Genomic DNA, 25,773 nt, shown 5'->3' with positions numbered 1-25,773 from the left:
CAGGGAAAAGCCAGTTATAGCTGCTGGCACGCCTGGGGGAAGCTCCATCGGGCAGCTGAATGATGCCTGTGGCACACTGCCGATCTACTACCGAGGAGCCCGTATGAGCGAGCAAGACGACAACGACGAAGCCTTTGCCGAGGCGACCCTGATCCAGGCGATCGAGAACCAGCTGGAAACAGGCGAGCCGCCGGCGGCCAAGGCGGTCTACAACAAGCTGACCCTGGTCGGCTACGAGCGCGAGGAAATCCTCGAGCTGATGGCGCTGGTCCTGGCCTACGAGATCGACGCCATGCTGGACGCCGACCGCCCGTTCGACGGCATCTGGTACGAGCAGGCCCTGCGCGCCCTGCCGCAACTGCCCGGCGAAGAATGATGCGGGCTTGACCAAGGTCTATTTTCTGCACCCACCGGCTGTTGCTATGGTGGCGCCAGCCTAGTTGCGAAAGGGTCACCCGCATGACCTCGCGCGTGTTGCGGCGCTACCTCATCACTCTGCTGGTCCTGTTGCTCGTCCCCGTGGCGCGGGCGGACGAGGTATTCCGCATCGGCGCCGAGGACGACTGGTATCCCTTCACCGCCCTGCGCGACGGCGAGATGCGCGGCATGTCCGTCGACCTGGTGCGTGCGGCCTTCGCCGCCAGCGACACGCGCATCGAGCTGGTGCCCTACCCCTACTCGCGCTGCATGGAGCTGACCCGCACCGGCCAGCTCGCGGCCTGCTTCAACACCTCGCCGGACGCCAGCATCGCCACCGAATACCGCCTGCCCGAAGAGCCGCTGTTCAGCGACGACATCCTGCTCTGGGCACGCACCGCCGACGCCCGCCCGCTCGCCGACCTGCAACAGCTGGTCGGCCGGCGGGTCGCGGTGACCATCGGCTACGAGTACGGCACCGCCTTCGACAGCCTGGCGGGCGTCGAGCGCGTGCCGGTGCGCCGCGACCTCAACGGTTTCCGCATGCTGGCCCACGGTCGCGTGGAGTACACCGCCGCCTACCGCGGCATCGCCAACGCGCTATTCGTCGAGCATCCGGAGCTGGCCGGCGCCTTCGCCCCGGTCGCCACCCTGCACCAGCCGCAGCTGTTCATCAGCTTCTCGCGCTATCACCCGCAGGCCCTGCAGCTGATGCAGCGCTACGACAGTGGCATGCGCAGCCTGCATCGCGACGGCGGCTACGAACAGATCATCCAGCGCTGGAATGGCCTCCTACACTGACAGTCGACAACAACAAGGAAACCACCATGGCCTACACCCCCGAAATGATCGCCGAACTGGAAATCCTCGCCCTGTACAACCTGGACAACCACCAGGAAGGCCTGAAGGTGCACAACAACGCCTCGTCTCGTGCCCAGCACGCCATCACCCGCCTGCACCAGAAGGGCCTGGTGACCCAGGCGGACGGCGGCTACCTGACCAGTCTGGGGCTGGACGCCGCCGAGCACGCCCAGGCGCTGCTGATCATCCTGGCCGGGCAAAAAGCCTGAATCACCGATACCCGGGGCGGCAGCCGTCACCCTGCCCCTGCAGCAACGGTGCGCGCCGCCGATACACTGGGCAGAGATGGCTGCCAGGCGCCCCTCGGCGCTGGTAGTCTTGCTGCCACCATCGCCCCGAGCAGTACATGACGCGCCTCCAGGAAATCCGCCCGGACATCAATGACGGCATCGACCGCAAGGTCCTGGCGCAACTGCGCGCGCGCTTTCTCAAGGTCAACAGCGGGCGCCTGGGGCGCGCCATGCAGGGGCTGTCGACGCGCCAGCAACTGGTGCTCAAGTTGCTGCCGCTGCTGTTCCATGTGAACCATCCGCTGCTGCCGGGCTATGTCTCGGCAGGCACCCCGGCCGGGCTGTCCGGCTACGAGCCGGACGACGACACCCTGGCCGAGGCCCAGCGCCTGACCCGCTCCTTCGCCTACAAGGCCCGTCGCGGCACCGGCCTGGGCAGCAAGCCGCCGACGCCGATCCACGGCCTGTTCCTGATGGGCAGCCTGGGCACCGTGGCGCAAGCCGAGCAGAGCGACATGGACCTGTGGGTGTGCCATGACCCGCACCTGGACGCGCGCGCCCTGGCCGAGCTGCGCAAGAAATGCGACCTACTGGAGGCCTGGGCCGCGACCCAGGGCGCCGAGGCGCACTGCTTCCTGATCGACCCGGCGCGCTACACCCTGGGCGACCGCGAGGCGCAGCTGACCTCCGACGACTGCGGCACCACCCAGCACTATCTGCTACTCGACGAGTTCTACCGCACCGCCATCTGGCTCGGCGGACGCACGCCGCTGTGGTGGCTGGTGCCGGTGTATGAAGAAGCCAACTACCGCACCTATACCCACGCCCTGCTGAGCAAGCGCTTCGTCCGCGAGGAGGAAGTGCTCGACCTCGGCCACCTGGCGCGCATCCCGCCGGGCGAATTCATCGGCGCCGGCATGTGGCAGCTGTTCAAGGGCATCGACTCGCCCTACAAGTCAGTGCTCAAGCTGCTGCTCACCGAGGTCTACGCCAGCGAGCACCCGCGGGTGGAGTGCCTGAGCCTGCGCTTCAAGCAGGCGATGTACGAGGGCCGCCTGGAGCTGGACGAGCTCGACCCCTACATCGTGGTGTACCGCCGCCTGGAGGAATACCTCACCGAGCGCGGCGAACTGGAGCGCCTGGAGCTGATCCGCCGCTGCCTGTATCTGAAAATCGGCAAGAAGCTCAGCGTGCCGTCGCGCCAGCGCGCCAAGAGCTGGCAGCGCCTGCTGTTCGAGCGCCTGACCGGTGAGTGGAAGTGGAGCCCGCGCGAGCTGGCCATGCTCGACAGCCGCAGCCAGTGGAAAGTGCGCCAGGTCGGCGCCGAACGCCGTGCGCTGGTCAACGAGCTGACCTACAGCTACCGCTTCCTGTCGCAGTTCGCCCGTAGCGAGCAGACCGCCATCCCGCTCAACAGCCGCGACCTCGGCGTGCTCGGCCGGCGCCTGTACGCCGCCTTCGAGCGCAAGGCCGGCAAGATCGAATTCATCAACCCGGGCATCGCCCCGGACCTGGCCGAAGACACGCTGACCCTGGTGCAGAGTGCCAGCCAGGAGGCCGAGGGCGAGACCCAGTGGGCGCTCTACCAGGGCAGCCTGAATGGCCGCGAGTGGCCGGACTTCGCCCCGCTCAAGCGCGCGCGCCAGCTGATCGAACTGCTCGCCTGGTGCCACCGCAACGGCGTGATCGACCCCAGCACCCGACTCTCACTGCACCCGGGCAGCAGCGACCTCACCGAGTTCGAACTGTCCAGCCTGCTCGGCAGCCTGCAGCAGACGGTGCCGCTGCCATTGCCGCCGGTGTCCGAAGACGCCCTGCTGCACGCTGCCGAGCCGGCCGAAGTGCTGCTGGTGGTCAACGTCGGCATCGATCCGCTCAAGGCGCACAGCCAGCTCAACGTGCACCTGACCACCGGGCGCACCGACTCGCTGGGCTACTCCGGCGTGCGCGAAAACCTGGTGCTGACCCTCGACCAGATCAGCCTGAACAGCTGGAACGAGCTGATGGTAAGCCGCTACGACGGCCCCAGCGCCCTGCTCGACTGCCTGCGCGACTACCTCAACGCCCTGCCGGCCAGCGGCCGCCTGCCCAACCTGCAGGTGCGCTGCTTCTGCCGCAACCGCGCCCAGGCCATCGCCCAGCGGGTCGAGGAACTGTTCCGCGAGGCCCTGCGCAGCCTCACCGGCAGCAACAACAGTCGCTACCTGCTGCAGATCCAGCAGCATTACCACGTGCTCGAGTTGCAGCCCGGCCAGGTCAGCCATGCCGCGCTGCTCGACCTGCCGAGCCTGGTCGAGCACCTGGGCGAGGAGCAGCCGTCCTACAGCCCGCTGCACCTGGACCGCTTCGCCCTGGAGGGCGAGGACCTGGCGCTGATCCTGCCGCAGGGGCGGCCGCAGTGCATCCAGGTGTTCTACCGGGTCGACGGCGCTTTGGCCGAGCTGACGGTGCTCGACGAATACAACGCCCTGTGGCGCCAGCGCCTGCCGTTCCGCGACGAACAGAGCCTGCTGACGCCGCTGCAGCGCTTCCTGCAGTCGCTGCTGTACCGGCGCAACGCCCTGCTGCCGCTGGACAGCCCGCAGCCGCCAGCGGCCCTCGACGTGCTGTATTACGAAGTACTGCCCCCGCCGCCACAGCGTGCCAAGCAGCTCGAGCGCCGCGCACCGCCGCAGGCACCGGTGGCCCATTCCTTCTACGACGTGCAGGCCATCGTCGAACCGGCCGAGGGCGAGCGGGTGCATGTCACCCTGTACTGCAACCACCGTGAGTTTTCCGAGCTGGAGTACGGCGCCGAGCTGTTCGGCGCGGTGGCCCGGCACATCCTGGCGCAACGCCGCGGCGCCGAGCGCTACCCCTGCTACATCACCGACCTGGACCTGTCGCGCATCCTCGGCGACGGACAGGCGCAGACCATCCACTACCTGCGCTACAAGGCCGAGCTGGAAGGTGCGCTGAACAGCGCCCTGCAGAGCGCCTGATACCCGGACAGCCCCAACTCAGGAGCTCATCGGCGCCCGCGGATGCTCCAGGGCGTACAGGTAGCTGCCTTCGAGGCTGTGATTGGCCTCCACCCCGGCGTAACTGGCGGTGAAGCTCACGGCCAGGCCCAGGTGCTGATAGAGCAGACCGTCGACGGCTGCTGCCGGCACCTCGGTCACTAGGTCGCTGTCGTTGGCCACGCGGAAGGTGGTGACGCCGAGGGCGTTGTAGGCAGCGGCGAAATCCGGGGCGGCCAGGCGCGGGCTGGCGAAGTTGTAGTGCTCCAGCGCCTGATCCGGCCAACGCTCGCGCAGGTCGAGCACCGCCATGCTGGACAGCGCACAACCCAGGCTGTGCCCGCAGACCCACAGCGGGCCGGTCGGCTGCAGGCTGTCCAGCGCCGCCAGCGCCAGATCACGCAGCGAGGTGTAGAGCTTGAGGAAGCCGGCATGCACATGGCCCTGCGCACCTTCCGCCCAAGGCCAGGGCGCCTGTTCGGCGTCGAGGTCATCGAGCCAGTCCTGGGCCGACTCGGTGCCGCGCAGCACCAGGTAAGTCTCGCCCTGGTCGTTGGCCGCGGCGAAGCCGAAGGGCTCGGACTCGTTGATGAAGTGCAGGTCGCTGAGGATGCTCCAGATCGGCTGGGAGAAGCGCCAGCCCGGCAGGCTCGGCGGCGTCCAGACGAAGTCCTGAGGGCGGCGCGGGCGATCCTGAGTCTGCCACTGGCGATACTGCATATACGCCTGGTCGACCAACTGCGCGCAGAGCAGCGCGCGGTCCAGGGAAAAGTGCTCGGGGAAATACAGGGGCAGGCTGGACATGTTCGGCCTCCTTGCCGGCGTTGGTTAAGACACTCTAGTCCAGTGACTGAGTGACGCCGGTGGAGTTCACCCCGGCCGCCAAACAATCAATTTCACTGATACTTGATACGAAGAAGGACCATTATTCAATCGATTCTGCCTGAGCGAAGCTGGCGCCACACCAGCAAACACCCAGGCAGAGCGACATGGCCAGACTCCTTCGCAGACACGCAGACAGCGGCGCTCTCGCCGGCCTCGGCCTGTTCGCCATCGTCGCCAGCATTGTGCTCGCCCTGGGCCTGAGCAGTGTCGATCTGGACCTGCAGTCGCATAGCTCGGCGAACCTTGCGCAAACCCTGCAAAACCTGCTCGGCGCCATCCGGGTGGGAGGCTAGCCATGCAGCTCTCCACTCCACGCGCGCTGTTCCTCTCGCTGCTACTGGCGCTGATCAACGGCCCCGCGCTAGCCGGCAAGGGTCCGGTCTCCGGTGGTGGCGTGGCGCGCACCATCGAATGCAATCAGAACATCGCGCGCTCTCTGGAACTGGATGAACAACTCCGGCGCGGCAGCGACACACCGCCCTGCCGCGAGCCGCAGACGCTGCCGCGGCGCTTCTTCCTGGCTTAGCGCTGGTAGGCGCCGGCCGCCTCGGGCTGGTATTCGACCTCCAGCAGGGTCAGCTTGAGCGGCTTGCCGGCCGGGCCCGGCCAGTCGATGTGCTGGCCCACGGAGAGGCCGAGCAGGGCACAGCCCACCGGTGCCAGGATCGACACGCTGCCGTCGGCGCCGGCGTCCTCTGGAAACACCAGGGTCAGGTGCCAGTCCTTGCCACTGCCTTCCTCGCGGCAATGCACGCGCGAGTTCATGGTCACCACCCCCGCAGGCACCTCGTCGTGGCCCACCACCTGGGCGCGCGCCAGCTCCCTTTCCAGTGCCTCGGCGGTCGGGCCGAAGTCCTCCAGGCTGTCGAGCAGGCGCTCCAGGCGCTGCAGGTCGAGACGGGTGATGGTGATTGCGGGGGTGCTGCTCATGGCGTGGATCTTCCTCCTTGGGCCAGATAAAGCAAAACCCCGCCCGGAGGCGGGGTTTTGATCGGTTGGTCAGCTTCGACCGACCCTACCACAAGCCCATCAATAAGCAAGACCGCCCGGTCAAGCACGCCCCGGCGCGGCCTGCAGACGCCCCTGCGCAGCCTGGCAGATCTGCCGGCGTCGGCCGTTGTCCGCCTTGCCCCACTCGAGGATCTCGGCCAGGGAGCGGCCGCAGCCCAGGCAGATGTCCTGATCGTTCAGGCAGCACTGACGGCGGCAGGGCGACTCGACGGCCTCAGAGCTCGTCGAACTCGAGGTCTTCACCGGCCTGCTCACGGGTCACCCGGTTCAACAGTTCGCCCAGCGGCTCGTCGCTGGTGTCACAGATCCACAGCGCCTGGGCTTCGTCGTAGTCGAAGTGGAAACCACCGGAACGGGCCGCGACCCACAGCTGGCGCAGCGCTTCCTGACGGCTGAGAATCACCTGGGTGCCATTCTCGAAGCGCACGGTGAGCACGCCGGCGGAGTTCTCCAGATCGAGGTCCAGATCGCTGTCGTCGAAAATGTCTTCCACGGCCTGCTGGGCGGCATCGACCAGATCGTGGAAACGGGCTTCGCTCAAACTCATAACAGCATCCTCAGGAATGGGGTGCGGAATCTAGCAGACTTTGTCGGTAGGCGCCGGGGCTCTGTCCGGTCCAGCGGCGGAAGGCTCGGGCCAGTGAACCGGCTTCGCTGAAACCGACCAGGAAGGCGATCTCCGCCAGCTCCAGCGCCGGGTCGCGCAGGTAGTGCAGCACCAGCTGCTGGCGGGTCTCGTCGAGCAGTTCGCTGAACGATAGCCCGCCCTCGCGCAAGCGCCGCTGCAGGGTGCGCGCGCTAAGGTCGAGGGTCTGCGCCAGGCGTTCCAGGTCAGCGCCCTGCTCCGGCAGCTGGCGCGCCAGCTCGCGACGGGCGCGGTCGAGCACGCTGTGCCCCTGGTTGAGCTGGCCGAGCAGGCGGTCGGCATGGGCATCGAGCAGCTGACGTAATTGTGCGTCGGCCTGGCCCAGCGGCGTGGCCAGCAGGCGCTTGGGGAACACCAAAGCGTTGTCGGCCTGACCGAACAACACCGGGCAGCCGAAGATGCGCTCATGCTCCGCGGTATCGGCCGGCGCCGCGTGCTGGAAGCGCACCTCGGTGGGTGGAATCTGCAGGCCGGTGATCCAGCGACCGAACGTCAGCCAGCCGGCCAGGGTCTCCTCGCTGTGCTGGCGCTGCTGCTCCAGCACCAGCGGCTCCCAGCTATGCGCCACCTGCGGCTCCAGCCCCTCGCGCGGCGGCTCCTCGTCCAAATCGACACGCCCCAGGTTGCCCACCAGCGCGGCGTAGCGGGCCTGGCGGTGCAGGGCATCGGCCAGGGTCGCGCAGCTCATGATCAGGTAGCCGAGCACGCCGTAGTAGCCGGGGCGCATGGCCTCGCCCAGATGCAAGCCGAGATGGCTGTCGCCGGTCAGGCGCACGCCCTCTCCGAGCAGCTCTAGATAGGTGCTGACGGCGATACGCTGGTCGCGCTGGGCGAGGATGCTCGGGCTGAGCTGGACCTTGGCCAGCAGCGCCTCGCTGGCGAAGCCCTGGCGGGCGAGATAGTCCAGCAGCCCCTGCAGGTAGGCGACCGAGACCGAGCTGGCGAGTGTGGCGGGGGCGTCCATCGGGGCTCCGTTTTTTCCGCCATGCTAGCCGCAAACGTCCTGCTGCGGGCAAGCCCGAGACGCCAGCCGGACGGTCCTGGCGGGCCCGCCGGGCGTACATAGGCAAGGCGACAGGGGGTCGGTATACTCCGACCCATTCTCGTTTTCGCAAAGGATTCCACCATGAAGCGCCTGCTGCTGCCCTTCATCGCGCTCGCCGTGCTCACTGCCGCCCTCACCGGCTGCGGTCAGAAAGGTCCGCTGTATCACCCGGACGACCAGAAGACCTCGGAAAAACGCGACAAAGACGTCTTCCTCTAAGGGGGTTCCATGCAAGCCTTTACCAGCCGCGACGGGCAACTGTTCGCGGAAGGCGTGGCCCTGTCCGCCATCGCCGAACGCTTCGGCACGCCCACCTACGTCTACTCGCGCGCCCACATCGAGGCGCAGTTCCGCGCCTATGCCGATGCTCTGGCCGGCATGCCGCATCTGGTCTGCTTCGCGGTCAAGGCCAACTCCAACCTCGGCGTGCTGAACGTCCTGGCCCGCCTCGGCGCCGGCTTCGACATCGTCTCGCGTGGTGAACTGGAGCGCGTGCTGGCCGCCGGTGGCGACGCCGCCAAGATCGTCTTCTCCGGTGTCGGCAAGACCCGTGACGACATGCGCCGCGCCCTCGAAGTCGGCGTGCACTGCTTCAACGTCGAGTCGGTCGACGAACTGGAGCGCCTGCAGATCGTCGCCGCGGAAGTCGGCAAGACCGCCAGCATCTCGCTGCGGGTCAACCCGGACGTGGACGCCGGCACCCACCCGTACATCTCCACCGGCCTGAAAGAGAACAAGTTCGGCATCGACATCGAGCAGGCGCCCGCGGTGTATGCCCGCGCCGCCCAGCTGCCGAACCTGCAGATCGTCGGCGTGGACTGCCATATCGGCTCCCAGCTGACCAGCCTGCCGCCGTTCCTCGACGCCCTCGAGCGCCTGCTGCTGCTGGTCGACCAATTGGCCGCGCAAGGCGTCCAGATCAAGCACCTGGATCTCGGTGGCGGCCTCGGCGTGCAGTACCGTGACGAGCAGCCGCCGCTGGCCGGCGACTACATCGCCGCCGTACGCGAGCGCCTCAAGGGCCGCGAGCTGGCCCTGGTGTTCGAGCCGGGCCGCTCCATCGTCGCCAACGCCGGCGTGCTGCTGACCCGCGTGGAGTACCTCAAGCACACCGCGCACAAGGACTTCGCGATCATCGATGCGGCCATGAACGACCTGATCCGCCCGGCGCTGTACCAGGCCTGGATGGACGTCACCCCGGTGCAGCCGCGCCAGGGCGAGGCACGCAACTATGACCTGGTCGGGCCGATCTGCGAGACCGGCGATTTCCTGGCCAAGAACCGCGAGCTGGTCCTGGCCGAGGGCGACCTGCTGGCCGTGCGTTCGGCCGGTGCCTACGGCTTCGTCATGAGCTCCAACTACAACACCCGCGGCCGCGCCGCCGAGGTGCTGGTGGATGGCGAGCAGGCCTTCGAGGTGCGCCGCCGCGAGACCATCGAGGAACTCTACGCCGGCGAAAGCCTGCTGCCGCAGTGAGGGCGCGATCATGCTATTGCGCTTCACCAAGATGCACGGCCTCGGCAACGACTTCATGGTCCTCGACCTGATCAGTCAGCACGCGCACATCCAGCCCAAGCACGCCAAGGCCTGGGGCGACCGCAACACCGGCGTCGGCTTCGACCAGCTGCTGCTGGTGGAAGCGCCGACCAGCCCGGACGTGGACTTCCGCTACCGCATCTTCAACTCCGATGGTTCGGAAGTGGAGCAGTGCGGCAACGGCGCACGTTGCTTCGCCCGCTTCGTGGTGGACAAGCGCCTGACCGTGAAGAAGCAGATCCGCGTCGAGACCAAGGGTGGCATCATCGAACTCAACCTGCGCCCGGATGGCCAGGTGGTGGTCGACATGGGCGCGCCGCGCCTGACCCCGGCACAGATCCCGTTCCAGGCCGAGGCCGAGGCGCTGAGCTACGCGGTCGAGGTGGACGGGCAGAGCCATGAGCTGGCCGCCGTATCCATGGGCAACCCGCACGCCGTGCTGCGTGTCGACAACGTCGACAGCGCACCGGTGCATAGCCTCGGGCCCAAGCTGGAGCACCATCCGCGCTTCCCGCAGCGGGTCAACGTCGGCTTCCTGCAGATCATCGATCGCCAGCAGGCGCGCCTGCGCGTGTGGGAGCGTGGCGCCGGCGAGACCCAGGCCTGCGGCACCGGCGCCTGCGCCGCCGCCGTGGCCGCGATTCGCCAGGGCTGGATGGATTCGCCGGTGCAGCTGGAACTGCCGGGAGGCAAGCTGTCCATCGAGTGGGCAGGACCCGGCCAGCCGGTTATGATGACCGGACCCGCCGTTCGCGTGTACGAAGGACAGGTTCGTCTATGAGTGATCAGGATCAGCTCGTGCAACTCGACTCCGAGAGCGTCGCCGCCTACCTGCGGCAGCACCCGGAATTCTTCGTCGACCATGACGAGCTGATCCCAGAGCTGCGCATCCCGCATCAGCCCGGCGAAGCCGTGTCGCTGGTGGAGCGCCAGGTCAAACTGCTGCGCGAGCGCAACATCGAGATGCGCCATCGCCTGTCGCAGCTGATGGACGTGGCCCGCGACAACGATCGTCTGTTCGACAAGACCCGCCGCCTGGTGCTCGACCTGCTCGATGCCACCAGTCTGGAAGAGGTCATCGGCGCGGTGGAAGACAGCCTGCGCCACGAGTTCCAGGTGCCCTTCGTCAGCCTGATCCTGTTCAGCGAAACGCCGCTCGGCGTCGGCCGCTCGGTCAGCTCGGCCGAGGCCCACCAGGCCATCGGCGGCCTGCTCGGCGGCGGTAAGACCACCTGCGGCGTGCTGCGCCCCAACGAGCTGGAATTCCTCTTCGGCGCGGACGAGTTCGCCAAGGTCGGCTCGGCCGCCGTGGTCAGCCTCAGCCACCAGGGCCTGCACGGCGTACTCGCCATCGGCAGCCCGGACCCGCAGCACTACAAGAGCAGCCTCGGCACCCTGTTCCTCGGCTACGTCGCCGAAGTACTGGCCCGCGTGCTGCCGCGCTTCGCCGCGCCCCTGCGCTCGGTACGCTGATTCCGGGCCGCTCGCGGCCCACCCCGTCGCCTGCCGGAGTCGCCATGCAGAGCAGCCTCGACGCCTTTCTCGATCACCTGCGCCGCGAGCGCCAGGTCTCCGTGCACACCCTCGACGGCTACCGCCGCGACCTGCTAAAAGTGCTCGCCCTGTGCGAGAAGCACGGCGTGGCCAGTTGGGACGCTCTGGATACCCGTAGCCTGCGCGCCATGGTCGCGCGCCTGCACGGCCAGGGGCAGTCCAGTCGCTCGCTGGCGCGCCTGCTCTCGGCGGTGCGTGGCCTGTACCAGTACCTCGGCCGTGAAGGCCTGTGCCGGCATGACCCGGCGGGCGGATTGTCCGCGCCCAAGGGCGAGCGCCGCCTGCCACGCGCGCTGGACGCCGACCGCACGGCGCAGCTGCTCGACGGCGCCATCGAGGACGACTTTATCGCCCGCCGCGACCAGGCCATGCTCGAACTGTTCTATTCCTCCGGCCTGCGCCTGTCCGAGCTGGTCGGCCTCGACCTCGATGGTCTCGACCTGCCCGCCGGGCTGGTGCGCGTGCGCGGCAAGGGCAACAAGGCCCGCGAGCTGCCGGTCGGACGCAAGGCCCGCGAGGCGATGGACGCCTGGCTACCACTACGTGCGCTGACCAATCCGCAGGACGGCGCCGTATTCGTCAGCCGCCAGGGCAAGCGCCTGACCCCACGCGCGATCCAGCTGCGGGTGCGCGAGGCCGGCGTACGCGAGCTGGGCCAGCACCTGCACCCGCACATGCTCAGGCACAGCTTCGCCAGCCATATGCTGGAGTCGTCGCAGGACCTGCGCGCCGTGCAGGAGCTGCTCGGCCACGCCGATATCGCCACCACGCAGATCTATACCCACCTGGACTTCCAGCACCTGGCCAAGGTGTACGACGGCGCCCACCCGCGCGCCAAGCGCAAGAGCGAGACCCCATGAGCATCCGCCTGATCACCTTCGACCTCGACGACACCCTGTGGGACGTGGCGCCGGTGATGCACGGCGCCGAAGCCGCCCTGCGCGAGTGGCTGGCCAGTGAGGCGCCGCGCCTGGGCCCGGTGCCGATCGAGCACCTGTGGGCGATCCGCACACGCCTGCTGGATGCCGACCCCGGTCTCAAGCATCGCCTCAGCGAGCTGCGCCGGCGCATCCTGTTCCACGCCCTGGAGGATGCCGGCTATGCCCACGGCGAGGCCGATGAGCTGGCCGAACTGGGCTTCCAGGTGTTCCTCAGCGCCCGCCACCAGGTCCAGCTGTTTCCCGAGGTGCACCCGACCCTGGAACGCCTGGCCCTGCGCTACACCCTCGGGGTGATCACCAATGGCAACGCCGATGTGCGTCGCCTGGGTCTGGCCGACTACTTCCGCTTCGCCCTGTGCGCCGAGGAGCTGGGCATCGGCAAGCCCGACCCGCACCCCTTCAACACCGCCCTGCAGCGCGCCGGCATGCAGGCGGCGCAGGCGGTGCATATCGGCGATCATCCGAGCGACGACATCGCTGGGGCTAAGGCCGCCGGCCTGCGCGCCATCTGGTTCAACCCGCTGGGCAAGGACTGGAGCGGCGAGATCGAGCCGGACGCGCAGATCCGCAACCTGGCCGAGCTGCCGAGTGTGCTGGAGCACTGGAGCTGAACCCCGACGCTCTGTAATAGAAATGAAAAAGCCCGCCGATTGGCGGGCTTTTTCATGGCGGCGACCGTCCTCAGATGGGGCGGCTGCCGTACTTGCTGTCCGGCTTCTTGGGCGGGTCGGCGACCACATTGGCCTCGATCTCCTGCACCTTGCCACCACGCGAAAGGAACTCTTCCATGGCCTGAGCCAGGGCGTCGCGCTCTTTCTGCTTGGCTTCTACGCTGGGCAGCTCCTCGACCTCTTCGGCCGCCTTGGCTTTCTTGCCCGGCTTGCTGCCGCCAGACTCGCCGGCATCGCTGCCGCCGTCGTCCTCGCCGTCATCGCCGGCATCGCCGGCATCGGCTGCTTCCAGCTCCTCGCCGTCATCCTCGTCGGCGCCTTCCAGATCGTCCTGTTCCAGTTCTTCGTCGCTCATGTTCTACCTCATGACTTGCGCAAAGCAGGTTACTTATAGCCCAGCGGCACGCATTGCAAAAATGCCGCTGGAAAAATTCTTCGTCCCTCAGGACCACTCGCCCTGCAGGGTCGCCAACACCCGGCGCGAACCGCCGTGGTCGCGGTGCTCGCCGAGATAGATGCCTTGCCAGGTGCCAAGGTTCAACCGGCCTGCAGTGACCGGCAGAGTCAGCTGGCAACCGAGCAGGCTCGCCTTGAAATGCGCCGGCAGATCGTCCGGACCTTCGTAGTCGTGCTCGTAGCCGCTCTCGCCCTGGGGCACGAGACGGTTGAAGAAGCGCTCGAAGTCACGTCGCACCGCAGCATCGGCATTCTCGTTGATGGTCAGCGAGGCCGATGTGTGTTGCAGCCACAGGTGCAGCAAGCCGATCCGGCACTCGGCCAGTTCGGGCAGCGCCGCGACTATCTCGTCGCTCACCAGGTGAAAGCCGCGCGCACGTGCGCGCAGGCTGATCAGCCGTTGTTGCCACATACCAGGCACCTGCAGCATCCGATGGCGGCGCATTTTAGAGCCTGTCGCCGGCCATTTCACCTGGCCGGAGCGGGAATTTTCCGCGTTTTGTGCAGGATGAAAAAGGGCGCCCGAGGCGCCCTTTGGTCTACTTGCGAGTGAACTCGGGATAGGCCTCCATGCCGCACTCGACAATGTCGACCCCCTCGTACTCGTCCTCCTCGCTGACGCGCAGGCCCATGACTAGCTGGATCACGCCCCAGATCACCAGGCTGGCGACGAACACCCAGGCGAAGATGCAGGCCGCGCCGAGCATCTGCACGCTGAGGCTGGCGCTGCTGTTGGTCAGCGGCACGGCCAGCAGCCCCCAGATGCCGCTGGTGCCATGCACCGAGATGGCACCGACCGGATCGTCGATGCGCAGGCGCTCCAGCATGAGGATGCTGAACACCACCAGCACACCGCCGACCGCGCCGATCAGCACCGCCTGCGCGGCGCTCGGCGTGGCCGGCTCGGCGGTGATCGACACCAGGCCGGCCAGCGCGCCGTTGAGGATCATGGTCAGGTCGGCCTTGCCGAACAGCACGCGCGCCACCACCAGCGCCGCCAACAGGCCGCCGGATGCGGCCAGGTTGGTGTTGACGAACACCGTGGCCACCGTATTGGCATCCTCGATGCTGCTGACGCTGAGCTGCGAGCCACCATTGAAGCCGAACCAGCCGAACCAGAGGATCAGCGTGCCCAGCGTCGCCAGCGGCAGGTTGGCCCCCGGAATGGCGTTGATCTGCCCCTGGCTGCCGTACTTGCCCTTGCGCGCGCCGAGCAGGATGACGCCGGCCAGCGCCGCCGATGCACCCGCCAGGTGGACGATGCCGGAGCCGGCGAAGTCCTTGAAGCCGAGCTGCTTGAGGAAGCCGCCGCCCCAGGTCCAGTAGCCCTCGATCGGGTAGATCAGGCCGCACATGACCACCGCGAAGGCGAGGAACGCCCACAGTTTCATGCGCTCGGCCACCGCGCCAGAGACGATCGACATGCAGGTGGCGGTGAACACCACCTGGAAGAAGAAGTCGGCGCGTTTGGAATAACCCGGCGCATCCTCGCCACCGGCAGCCACCACATCGACCGCATGCTCGCTGCCGATCAGGAAGCCGAAGTTGGGCAGCACGCCACCGTGGGCGCCGCCATACATCAGGTAGTAGCCGACCAGCAGATACATCACGCAAGCCAGGGCGTAGAGCACGATGTTCTTGGTGAGGATCTCGGCAGTGTTCTTGGCGCGTACCAGGCCGGACTCGAGCATGGCGAAGCCAGCTGCCATCCACATCACCATGGCACCGCAGATCAGAAGATAGAAGGTATCCAGCGCATACTGCAGGGGAATCAAGGCCGTGCTTTCCATCGAGTACTCCGTTGTACCGGTTGCACCTTGCGCCGCCGTTGGCGCAGACAGAAAAACGCCCGGCGGACCGGGCGTTTGCTACAGCAGAAGGGCTTACAGGTTGTAGCCGCGCTCGTTGTGCTCGGAGAGGTCGAGGCCAACGGTCTCGGCTTCTTCGTTGACGCGCAGGCCCATCACCAGGTCCAGCACCTTGAGGATGACGAAGGTCACCACGGCGGTGTAGACGACGGTGACTGCAACACCTTCGAACTGCACCAGCACCTGGGCACCGATGTCCTCGACAGTGCCGAAGCCACCCAGGGCCGGAGCGGCGAACACGCCGGTCAGGATGGCGCCGACGATACCGCCGATGCCGTGTACGCCGAAGGCGTCCAGGGAGTCGTCGTAGCCCAGCTTGCGCTTGAGGCTGGTGGCGCAGAAGAAGCAGATCACGCCGGAAGCCAGGCCGATGACCAGGGCGCCCATCGGGCCGGCGGTGCCAGCAGCCGGGGTGATGGCGACCAGACCGGCAACCACACCGGAGGCGATGCCCAGGGCGCTCGGCTTACCGTGGGTGATCCACTCGGCGAACATCCAGCCCAGAGCAGCGGCGGCGGTGGCGATCTGGGTAACCAGCATGGCCATACCGGCAGTGCCGTTGGCGGCTACTGCGGAGCCGGCGTTGAAGCCGAACCAGCCGATCCACAGCATGGCGGCACCGACCAGGGTGTAGCCCAGGTTGTGCGGAGCCATCGGGGTGGTCGGGTAGCCCTTGCGCTTGCCCAGCACGATGCACGCCACCAGGCCAGCGATACCGGCGTTGATGTGCACCACGGTGCCACCAGCGAAGTCGAGGACGCCGGCATCCCACAGGAAGGCGCCGTCACCGGACCAGACCATGTGGCACATCGGGGCGTAGACCAGGGTGAACCATACGGCCATGAAGATCAGCATCGCGGAGAACTTCATGCGCTCGGCGAAGGCACCGACGATCAGAGCCGGGGTGATGATGGCGAAGGTCATCTGGAAGGTGATGAACACGCTTTCCGGGAAGGCCGCGATCAGGCTGTCAGTGGTCAGGCCACTGAGGAAGGCCTTGTTCAGACCGCCGACGAAGGAGTTGAAGTTGGTAACACCCTTCTCCATGCCGGTGGTGTCGAAGGCCAGGCTGTAGCCGTAGACCACCCAGAGGATGCTGATCAGACCGGTGATGGCGAAGCACTGCATCATCACCGACAGAACGTTCTTGGAGCGAACCATGCCGCTGTAGAACAGCGCCAGGCCAGGGATGGTCATGAACAGCACCAGAGCGGTGGCGGTCAGCATCCAGGCGGTGTCGCCGGAGTTGAGGACAACCTCGTCAGCCATGGCCAGGCCAGGGGTTACGAGGGACAAGAGGGCTCCTAGCCCTGCGATCTTACGCAGAGTCATGTGTTTTTCTCCTGGGGCGTGTTGGGTTCTGAGGCTTAAACTGCGTCGGTGCCGGTTTCGCCGGTACGGATGCGGATGGCCTGTTCCAGATTGACGACGAAGATCTTGCCGTCACCGATCTTGCCGGTGTTGGCCGCCTTGGTGATCGCCTCGATGACCCGATCCAGCTGGTCGTCGGCGATGGCCACGTCGATCTTCACCTTGGGCAGGAAATCGACCACGTATTCCGCGCCGCGATACAGCTCGGTGTGGCCCTTCTGCCGACCGAAGCCTTTGACTTCGGTCACGGTGATGCCCTGCACGCCGATCTCCGACAGCGACTCGCGCACGTCGTCCAGCTTGAACGGCTTGATGATGGCAGTGACTAGCTTCATGAAACTCTCTCCCGTATGGATGGACTCGCCCCAGGAAAACGAACCCGGCTCAAGTCTAAGCGCAGTGTCTGGCTTTTGAAACGCATCGTCCGCCCTGGTTACCTGACGATTCGATGCCAACCAACCGCATCCGTTGAGGCACTCCCCCGCCTCATCGTGTGCACCGGTACTGCATCGGTGCACGCGTCACAGGGTGTTAAGCAGAAAGCTTGCCAGCTATGCCAAAAGGCCACTTTTTCATGCATTTAGCCGGTCCATGGCGATTTCACGAAAAATCGACTGGCAGGTCATTGCACAACATTAGTGCACCGCTCGCGCCCAGCATGATCAAAAATCGTGCACCTGCCCGCCCCGCCTGGGCGCCAGGAGCCGCGTGCTACACTGGCCGCCGTTTGTCATCGGAAATGCCCGCCATGCTGCCGCCCAAAGCCATTCTCGACACCCTCGCCAGCCACGCCTCGCGTCTGTTCAGCGGCGACAGCCCGCTGCCGCGCAGTGAATTCGAGACCCAGTTCAAGGCCTTGCTACAGAGTGCCTTCAGCAAGCTGGACCTGGTCAGCCGCGAGGAGTTCGATAGCCAGATGGCCGTACTGGCTCGCACCCGCGCCCGCCTGGAAGCCCTCGAAGCCAAACTGGCGGAACTGGAAGCGCAACAGAAACCACCCGCCGAGTAAGCCTTCGGCGGGCATGCGATCAAGGAGTGATCCATGTCCCTGGCCATAGTCCACAGCCGCGCCCAGGTGGGCGTTGAGGCTCCCAGCGTCACCGTCGAAGCGCACCTGGCCAACGGCCTGCCCGGCATGGCCCTGGTCGGCCTGCCGGAAACTGCGGTGAAGGAAAGCAAGGACCGCGTGCGCAGCGCGATCCAGAACTCCGGGTTCGATTTCCCCGCCCGACGCATAACTCTCAACCTGGCCCCCGCCGACCTGCCTAAATGTTAAGACCACCGCTATTTGATAAAAAGACCAACCCAAATGATAATTAGCCAGTTCGGTTGATAAATCGTGAGGGTGCATGGGGGCTGTACAACATGAATCCCTGGCCTTGGAAGGGGTCTGGCGAATCGCAGCATTCGGCGCAACCGCACCTCACGTCTCATCCCCCGGCAACCCTTCGACAGACATCCGCTTCTTAGTGAAGCTGCGAAATCTGGAAAAGCCGCAGACCAAAGTCGTTCAAATGCCCGTGGGTGAAATGCCCCTGCTTTACCACGAGGCAGTCCTCATCGATGGACGCATCTCCAAAGATGAACGGTTTCAGCCCAAACTCCGCTATGGGTCCGAACTGCTCAATTACGTGCCGAGCAATCTCAAGATCTTTCGCCGCCTGGCGACCGAGAATGGCGAGCTCATTATCCCAGCGAGCAAGAACGGCGCTCCGCCGGCCAATGACGCCTTCAACGGGTACTTCCTAGGCATTGGGCAGGGTGATGACCCATACAGCCTCATAATCCCCGCCGCGGAGGTCCTACGGTTCTTCTACGCAACCTCTGATAGCTTCACCCGTGCTCTTTTCGACGGCAGCATCCTGGATCCGCACGGAAACCTCTTCTACGAGGAAAAGTTGGACGAGCACGGTACAGGCTCGATGATGCTTCGGAAGAAAGTCAGGGACGCTGATGCACGCTATCTGAGCCGCTTCGCTTTCAGCCCCTACGCCATGAAGCAGGCCAAGAACCTGCACCTGCTCTGGGCGGTTCGGAACGCGACCGGAAATCATGCATTCGTTAGCGTGCTCCCCCCGATCGATGTCGAGGCTGAGACAGCATTCCTTTACCGGCAGATAGAAACACCAGGCCGCACGAGGAAGCTGATAACCAAGATCTTGTCCTGTAAGTGCCCACCACCGTGCCTGCGCCTCCTGACCGGACGCGAAACCGATGCCAAAGGGGATAGGCCTCCTGCCGATGGACAAACGGCATGTGGAGCTTTTGAAGGGCATAACGACACCCCACCAGACACACTCTCTGATCGAGCGCCCACCGGTGAGTCGAGCAACTCCATCGAAGACCCCGCAATCGATGACCGCTTTCCGGAGTTCGGCGATGTCGACGTGATACCTCACAGCAGGGATCAAGTAGAGGACCGGAGTGGCGCTAAAGCTCGCTTACTACCTCCTGCACCGGTATATACCGGCTCGGTGGTGCCTGGCAGGGGCACAGGAGGACCCGTCGCAAGAACCGGGGTAAGCGGAGCGCTGCGGAGAAAGAAAGAGAGCCAGAGTCCAGACAAGGTGCCTAAGCAGGCCACCGACATCGATGCCTCGCCCAACGAGCTTGGACACTCCGCAGTGCTCCAGAGACTGGCCTGGATGGAGCTTTATACCCAGGCTGCTATTCGCTACTGCACCGTCCTGCCAGACGTTTCTACCGTTGGGACTGTCCCAGTGAATGTTTTCCCTTCAACCATCAGCGGCCGACAGAAGAAGTGGCTCTACGCCGACGATAAGAAAACGATGCGCCGCTTCGCCATCGTGGCTGAGATCAAATACCAGGAGCGATACCGCTACCTGCTTGAGCTCCAGCAGATCGGGAGTCAGCAGTACTCGACGATAGTGTTCTGGAGCGATGCCGAGGAGCTCATTGATGACTCCGACATCAAAGATTTGCTGATGTCATGCGCAATCGAGAGCAAAGCTACCTTGGTCGCTGGCGGTTGCCCACATATCCAGTGGGGGCGACTTATCCACTCACAGGCTCCTGACCTTGAGACGAGCCGCGACACAGCGCACCGGTACTTAGAGCGCATCGTGGATGCTCAATCCGTACACCCACACGGCAGAGCCTGTAAGGAATTCGAGCTCCCGGACAGTTGGTAATTAGCCCCTGCTCTTCAGACGAGCAGCAGCCTGCTTAGCTCTTTCCTGCTCCCTCACCACAGCCTGCTCCGCAATCCGCTGTTGGATCTGCGTGTAGAGCTGAGCCTGCTCGTTATCCCTATCAGCGACAGTGACAACCAGCGAGTACGACTCTTTCTCTGCCGCAGAAGGGCTCCAGTCCTTATCCACCCTGGCGACGACCACAAACCACTTCTCACCGGGTTTGCCTTGCTTGAACGTCCAACGGGACGACTGGACCGTACCGTGGTTTCTCATCTGCTCTGGAATATCACGGCTTGAATGCTTGGCTTCTTTTAGTATCGCCGTCTTCTTCTTCATTTCTTGGTTGAAGTGCTTCTGCACCTCCTCCAAAGACGAACCTACGACCAACCGGTAATAAATCTGAGTGGCCAAGTACTCAATCCGGGTAGTCCGGACCACCGGTGAGTATGCAAGCGTTATTGTTAGCTCTCGCGTCCCGCGAGCTGAGCGTAAGTAATCATTTGGTAATGGCAGCTCGAAGAACTGGCATCCTTCGCTCTCGATGGCTTCCTCTGCCATCAACACGACGACGCTATCGGTAGACCGAAAGAGATCAGTCTCACTCACTACGCCATAACCCGCCACATCTCTTGCTACATCCCGGTTGCGAGTAGCTTTAGCCGTTTTGTAGCCCTCTCTGAACTCTTCAGAAAACGACGAGGTAACCTCGTCTGGCAGATAGGCCTGATTGACCAGCAGTGCACGAAGCATGTTCGCTGAAGCCGCCGGGTATTCGTTCAGCAGGCGCCCGGCTAGGTGAGTGATGTACGGTGCCGCCAAGCTCGTTCCGCTGATCTCCTTGAAAACGGTGTTCCCTCTCCACTGGTGGTTGAGAGTGAGTACACCCAAACCCCGCATATGCGGCGTCCACTGCGCGTTAGCCTGCCTCATGGGGCTGGCAAAGTTACCGCCGGCTGCAACGAGCTCAGGCTTAATAGCCCCTTTCACCGACGGCCCATGCCGAGTAAAGGGTGATGGCTGGTTTTCTGAGGCAGGTGAGAGCTGGTAAATCTCTGGATGTTTCTGGCTATCAAAAGTGGCGTTGTGCCGGGAGATGCTCCCCACCGTCAAGACCGTCATTGCTGGAGCCGGGTCGATGATCGCGCTCTGGGGGGCGACCAGGTATTCCGGGTACTCATCGCGCCAGCTATTGACCGGTAACGGTGGGTTTTCGGAGCCACGAAAGTTGCCTGTAGAGACCACGAACAGGATGTCAAAGCGCCGGGAAAGGACATCCAGGATGTAGGCCAGTCCTCTGACATGGGCACCATCGTAGGGAGCATTACTGTTCCCCAGAGAGAGGTTGAAGATTTTGCAGCCAAGCGCAACAAAATGCTCCACAGCCTTCGTCAAAGAAACCTCGAGCGTTAGCTCGTCATAGACCGCATTACCAGTACGCGGGCACTTCTTCATCACCTTGCCGTTGAAGAGCCAGAATTCCGGCCTCCAGTAATTCGAGTTGTTACAACCCTCCACGTCTCCATACAGAGCAACGCCGGCCACAGCGGTACCATGGCCAGCTTCATCAGCCTCCCCCTCTTCATCGACAAACGATGCGCTCTCCGCCATCGCTGGCTTCAAGAGCGGGTGGTTCCCATTGATACCGCTATCCAGAATACAGACCCGCGCCGCGTTTTCCGGTGGCGAAGGGATGTTGAGAGGCAGCTCGTTGATGTCCCGGTTGAGCTGCTGAACGCTGATCCCAGTGGCAGGGATAAGGTCTACCAGGCGAACATCGCGCTGATTCAGCAGCAGCTGTGCTTGCTCAAGAGTCACCTCCACTCGATACATGAGGAGGCTGTCCAGATTGATGCTGTCGAGCTTTTTGATGCGCTCGGCGACAAGCCAGGCTTCGAATGCAGTCGTGAGATTGTTACGGATCGGGTGATACGCGACCTGGATAGGCCATAGCTCGACATCAAGCTTGAAAGTGGGGGTGTCCGGAAGCCCTATGTTTTTTAGCGCCCAACTCTTCCGATCCTCTGCAGACCAGGCTTCTACACCCGCGATAGCTTCCAAAATCTGGCGCTGAGACAAGACATCATCCATGACCCCTAGCTTCGCCAGGTGATCAGCGAATTTGACCAGGCCGGCCTCCGTCGCGAACACCACACAAAGCTCCTTGCCCTCCTGACTGATGAAGTCCAGGCCATGGATCGAGAGATTGGAGAAACTAAGAGTGCCCTCATATTTCAACTTGAGGACGAAAGGGGAGTTAGCTGACGAGCCGACTTGCTTCTTGGCTTGCCCTTCAGCCGTAGCAAAGTAGGCGTTGAGCTTCAGACCATGTCCGCGGCGATCTTCGCGAGTGACGAAATGCGGCTTGCCCTTTTTCCGGCGAGTGTTATCAAGTACTTCCCGCGCAATGCTCAGATGCTTGTAGGTCGCCACTGCTTCTTCCTTGAAGGCTCATGTTTAGGACTTCCTGAGGTCCTCCCGTACAAGGGCGCTTTTCAGCTCCTTGATGGTCAGAAACTCTTGCTCCCGCAGGATCATCCGCTTGGCGGCACGGCGTATGACGCGCTCGATGTCCGCTCCGCTCTTACCCTTAAATTCCTTCAATACTTCTTTGTCGTCAATCTCGAATTGCCGACGGATCCCTCGCAGCTTCAGCGACAGGATTTCCTTCAACTGCTTTTCATCGGGCAGCGGGAATTCGATGGACTCATCGAAACGCCGCCAAATAGCAGAGTCCAAAATCTTCTCATGGTTGGTAGCAGCCAGAATCAAACTGCGACCTTCGTATGAATCCATCATCTGAAGGACGGCATTCACAACGCGCCTCAACTCACCATGATCACCACTATCGCCGCGTTCTTTACCGATCGCATCAAACTCATCGAAAAGAACCACAAACGGATGCTGGGCAATAAAGTCGAAGACCTTACGCAGGTTGGCCGCAGTCTCACCCAGGAACGAGGACACCAAAGCATCCAAGCGGACGATCGCTAGAGGCCGATCAAGCTCAAAGGCTACGACCTCTGCCGCCAGTGTTTTCCCGCAGCCAGGTGGACCGAAGAAGATCACCTTGCCCGCGGGTTTCATGCCGTAGCTTCGCAGCACATCGGCACGACGGTTCTCCTCGAGAATTTCCTCCAGCGCAGCAGAACTACTGGGGGGAAGAATCACTTCATCAAGGGAACGCTTAGGAGTTCTTATATCAAGCAGTGGTAAACCACGCTCTTTATCCACAGGAACGTCATAGTGAATCCGCGACGTATTGTTGGACGCCTTGAGATTTAAATCACTGCCATACAGGATCTGCTCTAGATCATTAGCCAGAAGATGGTGCTGCTTCTGCCGTTCTTCTTCGATGACAGCTTTGGAGGCAAGGCGAAACGCATCCGCGTCGCCTGTCGTGCCTGCTCTGAACAGTTGCCTGAGAATTTTGCCATTGGCCATAATCACCACCCTCTGAATTATTGCTCTATTCGCTTATATAGACTTCGACAAACCCTATCTCGACTACATAACTTGCAATAACCCGCCTCGCATTTTGATCTTCATAATCAGGGACTCCATTCCTAATTAAACATCTGAAACCACATGAAGCTAACACTTTGTTGCAGGGCAGCTGGCATGGCGGCGTAGCCTAGTTCACTCTTAAACGGCTGCCCATGAAATTCCGCCGAACTGCAACCTGTCACACCACCTCACGACCAATCGCCAGCGCCATCCAGGAAGGCAGGAGCGATCGCACCGAGACCAGGGCCTGCCAGTCGATAGGAGTAAGTTGCTGACGCAGCCTCTCCATCGCCGTCCCCACATGTGCCTCTCCCAGCCAGGCCAAAGCGCGAATTACCGCACCGGCAGTCGTGGCGGCGAGCAATAGCATCCACCTCGGGGCATGCCTGACCTCTGCCGCGACATTTCCCACCTTAAGCGTCCGAGTGCGCCCACTGGTGAGAAACACGTCCCCATCTGGGACTTGAGCCGAAAGACCCAGCATCTGGGCCGACCGCGCCCCGTCGAGGGCGATCTCTTCCTGATTCTTCGAGGCCAGACCGCTGATGACCTTATCCATCGCCGGTGCGCCTTGCTCTCCTTGGCCAGCAATGGACGCTACGTAGAGCCCACGAGCCGCACGAATAAGGTGCCCAGCCTTCGCCAATCGTGAAAGCGCCTGATCCACGGCTGCACGGCTCCCCAGGTGCAGAAAATCCTTAGGGCTGAGCATGCCGCCCTCGGGCAGCTGCCTGCTGTGATCCAGGATCGATTCAGGAAGGGTCTTCATAGGCCTCAGGCAACTATCATCGCTCGCATGTCAGAAGTTTCAATTAGTTTCTGACAATGGTCAAGCAATGATCAACCGTGACGCCAGGAACTTTCTCGTGATCGCTACCCGCGGACCCCGATCAACTCATCCCAATGCGTCGTGTAGCGCTGGCTCAGCATGTTGCGACGCATGGCCCACTTGGGCTTCTCGGGGATCCGTCCTATGCGGATGGCACCACGACCTTCCTTCAGGTTGATCTGGTCGATCGCCGCCATGAGCTGATCTGCACCAGGTCGAGGCTTAGGTGCGAATAGGTCCGGTGTCAGCTCACCACGTTGGCTGAGGTCCATCAGCAAGATGGAACATTTCGAGAATGGGTATCCAGGTCGATAGATCTGTCCCAGCCCTCGCTGAGCGACCGCCAGAATCTCTCGAGTGTCATCAGTTGCCGCCGGCAGGGCCAGGGTGACCGCATTGGCGTAGCGCGGTCCCTTAAGGTCGGCCAACTGGGTCTGCAGGCCAACTTGGATGGTGCTGCACAGCGAGGACTGGCTGCGTAGCTTTTCCGCGGCCCGGCTCACGTAGGCGGCCAACGCCTCGCGAATGGGCGGCAGTTCTGATTGGCGTTCGCCGAACATCTTGCTCGAGCAGATGGCCTCCTTCGGCGGTGGTCCCTCGTGGAGGCCGATGCAGCTGATCCCCCGCAGCTCGCGTGCGGTGCGCTCCATGGTCACCCCGAAAGTGTCCCGGAGCGTGCTGATATCGAACCGGGCCAGATCCCACGCAGTGGAGATTTTCAGTGCAGACAGTCTGGCCGCCGAGCGGTGGCCAACACCCCAAACCTCACTCACCGGTGCCAGGCGAAGCAACTTCTCCTGCCGCCCCGAATCGGTCAGGTCCAACACGCCTCCGGTGCCCTTCCACTTCTTCGCAGCCCAGTTCGCCAGCTTGGCCAGGGTCTTCGTGGTGCTGATTCCCACCCCAACAGGCATGCCAATCTCGCGTGCAAGGCGGCCGCGAATCTGGTGCCCGAGGCCTTCCAGGTCAGGCACGCCAGTCATGTCTCCCCAGGCTTCGTCGATCGAGTAGACCTCAATGCCAGGCAGCATCTCGGCCATAATCCGCATCACGCGATTGCTGATGTCGGCATACAGGGCGTAGTTGCTCGAGCAAGCCACCACGCCCTGGCGGCGCATCTCGGCACGCACCTTGTAGTAGGCCGCGCCCATGCCGATACCGAGGGCCTTGGCCTCGGCGCTACGAGCGATAACGCACCCATCGTTGTTCGATAACACCACCACGGGGCGGCGTTTGAGAGCGGGCCGGCAGATGCGCTCGCAACTGCAGTAGAAGGAGTTGCAGTCGATCAACGCGAACACACGCCCAGAGGTGTTCATTCTGCGGTCCGGCTGAGCACGAACCGCACCACGCCGAAGATCTCGATAGGTACATCACCATCGAGCTGTATATCCGGTATGTGCGACTCAGCAGCTCGCAGCCAGCGCCCGCCAAACATATCTCTCATGACCAAGCGCACCTGATAGCCATCGCTACCTAGGTCGACTACGACCAGACGGTCATCCACATGGGTAGCCGCTCGGTTAACGAAGAGCTTGTCGCCTTGGAAGATGGCGAACCCCACCAAGGACATATCCAACGCCTGCAGAGTCCACATGTGGGGAGCGCCAATCTCGGTGAGGAGGTCGAGCGACAACCCGAATTCCTTCTCGTCTTCGGCAGGCGATTGGAAGCCAGTAATGCGTAGGCCTTCGGCCACATCGGTGAGTAAGCGCTCACGGAGGTACTCAGCTCGGGGGAGTATGGAGAGAGATGGCATCGGAACACCTAAAACTATACTGTATGGATAAACAG

The 25,773-nt window shown here is 63.6% G+C and carries 29 protein-coding genes and 1 pseudogene; 15 read left to right on the top strand and 15 right to left on the bottom strand.

Annotated elements, in window-relative coordinates:
* The first annotated feature begins 103 nt into the window (after positions 1-103).
* From IP89_RS04305 to IP89_RS04290, 4 genes are all read left to right on the top strand, one after another.
* Entirely contained in the window at positions 104-376 is a 273-nt protein-coding gene (locus tag IP89_RS04305; protein ID WP_043307955.1) for a hypothetical protein, read from the top strand.
* A gap of 83 nt (positions 377-459) precedes the next feature.
* On the top strand, positions 460-1,218 hold the full coding sequence (locus IP89_RS04300) for an ABC transporter substrate-binding protein (RefSeq protein ID WP_043307954.1): 759 nt from the start codon (positions 460-462) through the stop codon (positions 1,216-1,218).
* Positions 1,219-1,244: 26 nt separating this feature from the next.
* Positions 1,245-1,487 (top strand): TIGR02647 family protein, encoded by a 243-nt coding sequence (locus tag IP89_RS04295; RefSeq protein WP_043307953.1) that lies wholly within the window; start codon positions 1,245-1,247, stop codon positions 1,485-1,487.
* 137 nt (positions 1,488-1,624) lie between these two features.
* The gene (locus tag IP89_RS04290) at positions 1,625-4,489 is read left to right on the top strand and encodes a class I adenylate cyclase (RefSeq protein ID WP_043307952.1); all 2,865 of its coding nucleotides are present in this window, start codon (positions 1,625-1,627) and stop codon (positions 4,487-4,489) included.
* 18 nt (positions 4,490-4,507) lie between these two features.
* Here IP89_RS04290 and IP89_RS04285 read toward each other — a convergent pair whose 3' ends face one another.
* Positions 4,508-5,311 (bottom strand): lipase family protein, encoded by an 804-nt coding sequence (locus tag IP89_RS04285; RefSeq protein ID WP_043307951.1) that lies wholly within the window; start codon positions 5,309-5,311, stop codon positions 4,508-4,510.
* Between the two features lie 185 nt (positions 5,312-5,496).
* Between IP89_RS04285 and IP89_RS04280 the strand changes: the two genes are divergently transcribed.
* Positions 5,497-5,685: a hypothetical protein gene (locus IP89_RS04280; protein WP_043307950.1), complete on the top strand. Its 189-nt coding sequence runs from the start codon at positions 5,497-5,499 to the stop codon at positions 5,683-5,685.
* A 2-nt stretch (positions 5,686-5,687) separates the two neighbouring features.
* The gene (locus IP89_RS04275) at positions 5,688-5,918 is read left to right on the top strand and encodes a hypothetical protein (protein ID WP_043307949.1); all 231 of its coding nucleotides are present in this window, start codon (positions 5,688-5,690) and stop codon (positions 5,916-5,918) included.
* Here the strand turns inward: IP89_RS04275 and rnk are convergent.
* The 4 genes from rnk to IP89_RS04260 all read right to left on the bottom strand — a co-directional run bounded on the left by rnk (position 5,915) and on the right by IP89_RS04260 (position 8,013).
* A complete protein-coding gene (rnk, locus tag IP89_RS04270) occupies positions 5,915-6,322 on the bottom strand; it encodes a nucleoside diphosphate kinase regulator (protein ID WP_043307948.1) in 408 nt (135 codons plus the stop codon). The two genes, IP89_RS04275 and rnk, sit on opposite strands and share 4 nt — an antisense overlap.
* A gap of 120 nt (positions 6,323-6,442) precedes the next feature.
* Entirely contained in the window at positions 6,443-6,646 is a 204-nt protein-coding gene (locus IP89_RS22900; RefSeq protein ID WP_081963172.1) for a DUF1289 domain-containing protein, read from the bottom strand.
* On the bottom strand, positions 6,618-6,950 hold the full coding sequence (gene cyaY, locus IP89_RS04265; RefSeq protein ID WP_043307947.1) for an iron donor protein CyaY: 333 nt from the start codon (positions 6,948-6,950) through the stop codon (positions 6,618-6,620). The genes IP89_RS22900 and cyaY overlap by 29 nt, the downstream gene beginning before the upstream one ends.
* A gap of 10 nt (positions 6,951-6,960) precedes the next feature.
* Positions 6,961-8,013, bottom strand: coding sequence for an AraC family transcriptional regulator (locus IP89_RS04260; RefSeq protein WP_043307946.1), 1,053 nt, complete (start codon positions 8,011-8,013; stop codon positions 6,961-6,963).
* Positions 8,014-8,175: 162 nt separating this feature from the next.
* Between IP89_RS04260 and IP89_RS04255 the strand changes: the two genes are divergently transcribed.
* From IP89_RS04255 to IP89_RS04230, 6 genes are read left to right on the top strand one after another with little or no spacing between them, the layout of a single operon-like run.
* A complete protein-coding gene (locus IP89_RS04255; RefSeq protein ID WP_043307945.1) occupies positions 8,176-8,313 on the top strand; it encodes a lipoprotein in 138 nt (45 codons plus the stop codon).
* Positions 8,314-8,322: 9 nt separating this feature from the next.
* Positions 8,323-9,570 carry a diaminopimelate decarboxylase gene (lysA, locus tag IP89_RS04250; protein WP_043307944.1) on the top strand — a complete coding sequence of 416 codons (1,248 nt, stop codon included), beginning with the start codon at positions 8,323-8,325 and terminating at the stop codon, positions 9,568-9,570.
* A gap of 10 nt (positions 9,571-9,580) precedes the next feature.
* Positions 9,581-10,411, top strand: a complete 831-nt coding sequence (dapF, locus tag IP89_RS04245; RefSeq protein WP_043307943.1) for a diaminopimelate epimerase — start codon at positions 9,581-9,583, stop codon at positions 10,409-10,411.
* Positions 10,408-11,103: a DUF484 family protein gene (locus IP89_RS04240; protein WP_043307942.1), complete on the top strand. Its 696-nt coding sequence runs from the start codon at positions 10,408-10,410 to the stop codon at positions 11,101-11,103. Before dapF ends, IP89_RS04240 begins: the two co-directional genes overlap by 4 nt.
* Before the next feature lie 44 nt (positions 11,104-11,147).
* Positions 11,148-12,044 carry a tyrosine recombinase XerC gene (gene xerC / locus IP89_RS04235; RefSeq protein ID WP_043307941.1) on the top strand — a complete coding sequence of 299 codons (897 nt, stop codon included), beginning with the start codon at positions 11,148-11,150 and terminating at the stop codon, positions 12,042-12,044.
* Positions 12,041-12,736 (top strand): HAD family hydrolase, encoded by a 696-nt coding sequence (locus IP89_RS04230; protein WP_043307940.1) that lies wholly within the window; start codon positions 12,041-12,043, stop codon positions 12,734-12,736. The genes xerC and IP89_RS04230 overlap by 4 nt, the downstream gene beginning before the upstream one ends.
* A gap of 70 nt (positions 12,737-12,806) precedes the next feature.
* Here the strand turns inward: IP89_RS04230 and sutA are convergent, their stop codons facing one another.
* The 5 genes from sutA to glnK all read right to left on the bottom strand — a co-directional run bounded on the left by sutA (position 12,807) and on the right by glnK (position 16,826).
* Positions 12,807-13,151 carry a transcriptional regulator SutA gene (gene sutA / locus IP89_RS04225; RefSeq protein ID WP_043307939.1) on the bottom strand — a complete coding sequence of 115 codons (345 nt, stop codon included), beginning with the start codon at positions 13,149-13,151 and terminating at the stop codon, positions 12,807-12,809.
* 87 nt (positions 13,152-13,238) lie between these two features.
* Positions 13,239-13,664, bottom strand: a complete 426-nt coding sequence (locus IP89_RS04220; RefSeq protein ID WP_043307938.1) for a secondary thiamine-phosphate synthase enzyme YjbQ — start codon at positions 13,662-13,664, stop codon at positions 13,239-13,241.
* Positions 13,665-13,791: 127 nt separating this feature from the next.
* Complete coding sequence (locus tag IP89_RS04215; protein ID WP_043307937.1) at positions 13,792-15,042, bottom strand: ammonium transporter; 1,251 nt, start codon at positions 15,040-15,042, stop codon at positions 13,792-13,794.
* Positions 15,043-15,135: 93 nt separating this feature from the next.
* Positions 15,136-16,452 (bottom strand): ammonium transporter, encoded by a 1,317-nt coding sequence (locus IP89_RS04210; protein WP_043307936.1) that lies wholly within the window; start codon positions 16,450-16,452, stop codon positions 15,136-15,138.
* A gap of 35 nt (positions 16,453-16,487) precedes the next feature.
* The gene (gene glnK, locus IP89_RS04205) at positions 16,488-16,826 is read right to left on the bottom strand and encodes a P-II family nitrogen regulator (protein ID WP_021700071.1); all 339 of its coding nucleotides are present in this window, start codon (positions 16,824-16,826) and stop codon (positions 16,488-16,490) included.
* A 413-nt stretch (positions 16,827-17,239) separates the two neighbouring features.
* Between glnK and IP89_RS04200 the strand changes: the two genes are divergently transcribed.
* The 3 genes and pseudogenes from IP89_RS04200 to IP89_RS04190 all read left to right on the top strand — a co-directional run bounded on the left by IP89_RS04200 (position 17,240) and on the right by IP89_RS04190 (position 19,643).
* The gene (locus tag IP89_RS04200) at positions 17,240-17,500 is read left to right on the top strand and encodes an accessory factor UbiK family protein (RefSeq protein WP_043307935.1); all 261 of its coding nucleotides are present in this window, start codon (positions 17,240-17,242) and stop codon (positions 17,498-17,500) included.
* 33 nt (positions 17,501-17,533) lie between these two features.
* A pseudogene (locus IP89_RS04195) lies at positions 17,534-17,761 on the top strand (magnesium chelatase domain-containing protein); the annotation flags it as partial.
* Positions 17,762-17,840: 79 nt separating this feature from the next.
* On the top strand, positions 17,841-19,643 hold the full coding sequence (locus IP89_RS04190) for a hypothetical protein (protein WP_156114983.1): 1,803 nt from the start codon (positions 17,841-17,843) through the stop codon (positions 19,641-19,643).
* On the opposite strand, the gene IP89_RS04185 is transcribed toward IP89_RS04190, so the two are convergent.
* From IP89_RS04185 to IP89_RS04165, 5 genes are all read right to left on the bottom strand, one after another.
* On the bottom strand, positions 19,644-22,076 hold the full coding sequence (locus tag IP89_RS04185) for a S8 family peptidase (RefSeq protein ID WP_043307932.1): 2,433 nt from the start codon (positions 22,074-22,076) through the stop codon (positions 19,644-19,646).
* A gap of 24 nt (positions 22,077-22,100) precedes the next feature.
* Positions 22,101-23,087: an AAA family ATPase gene (locus IP89_RS04180; RefSeq protein ID WP_043307931.1), complete on the bottom strand. Its 987-nt coding sequence runs from the start codon at positions 23,085-23,087 to the stop codon at positions 22,101-22,103.
* Positions 23,088-23,328: 241 nt separating this feature from the next.
* Positions 23,329-23,919, bottom strand: coding sequence for a DUF6088 family protein (locus IP89_RS04175; protein WP_043307930.1), 591 nt, complete (start codon positions 23,917-23,919; stop codon positions 23,329-23,331).
* A 104-nt stretch (positions 23,920-24,023) separates the two neighbouring features.
* Positions 24,024-25,298 carry a translesion error-prone DNA polymerase V subunit UmuC gene (gene umuC, locus IP89_RS04170; protein ID WP_043307929.1) on the bottom strand — a complete coding sequence of 425 codons (1,275 nt, stop codon included), beginning with the start codon at positions 25,296-25,298 and terminating at the stop codon, positions 24,024-24,026.
* A complete protein-coding gene (locus tag IP89_RS04165) occupies positions 25,295-25,738 on the bottom strand; it encodes a LexA family transcriptional regulator (RefSeq protein ID WP_052080951.1) in 444 nt (147 codons plus the stop codon). Before IP89_RS04165 ends, umuC begins: the two co-directional genes overlap by 4 nt.
* Between the last annotated feature and the right edge of the window lie 35 nt (positions 25,739-25,773).

Origin of the sequence: Pseudomonas sp. ML96, assembly GCF_000761545.1 — a bacterium.
In the GTDB taxonomy this organism is placed as follows: domain Bacteria; phylum Pseudomonadota; class Gammaproteobacteria; order Pseudomonadales; family Pseudomonadaceae; genus Aquipseudomonas.
The sequence above is the reverse complement of the archived record's forward strand: the minus strand, read 5'-3'. Positions and strand labels throughout refer to the sequence as shown.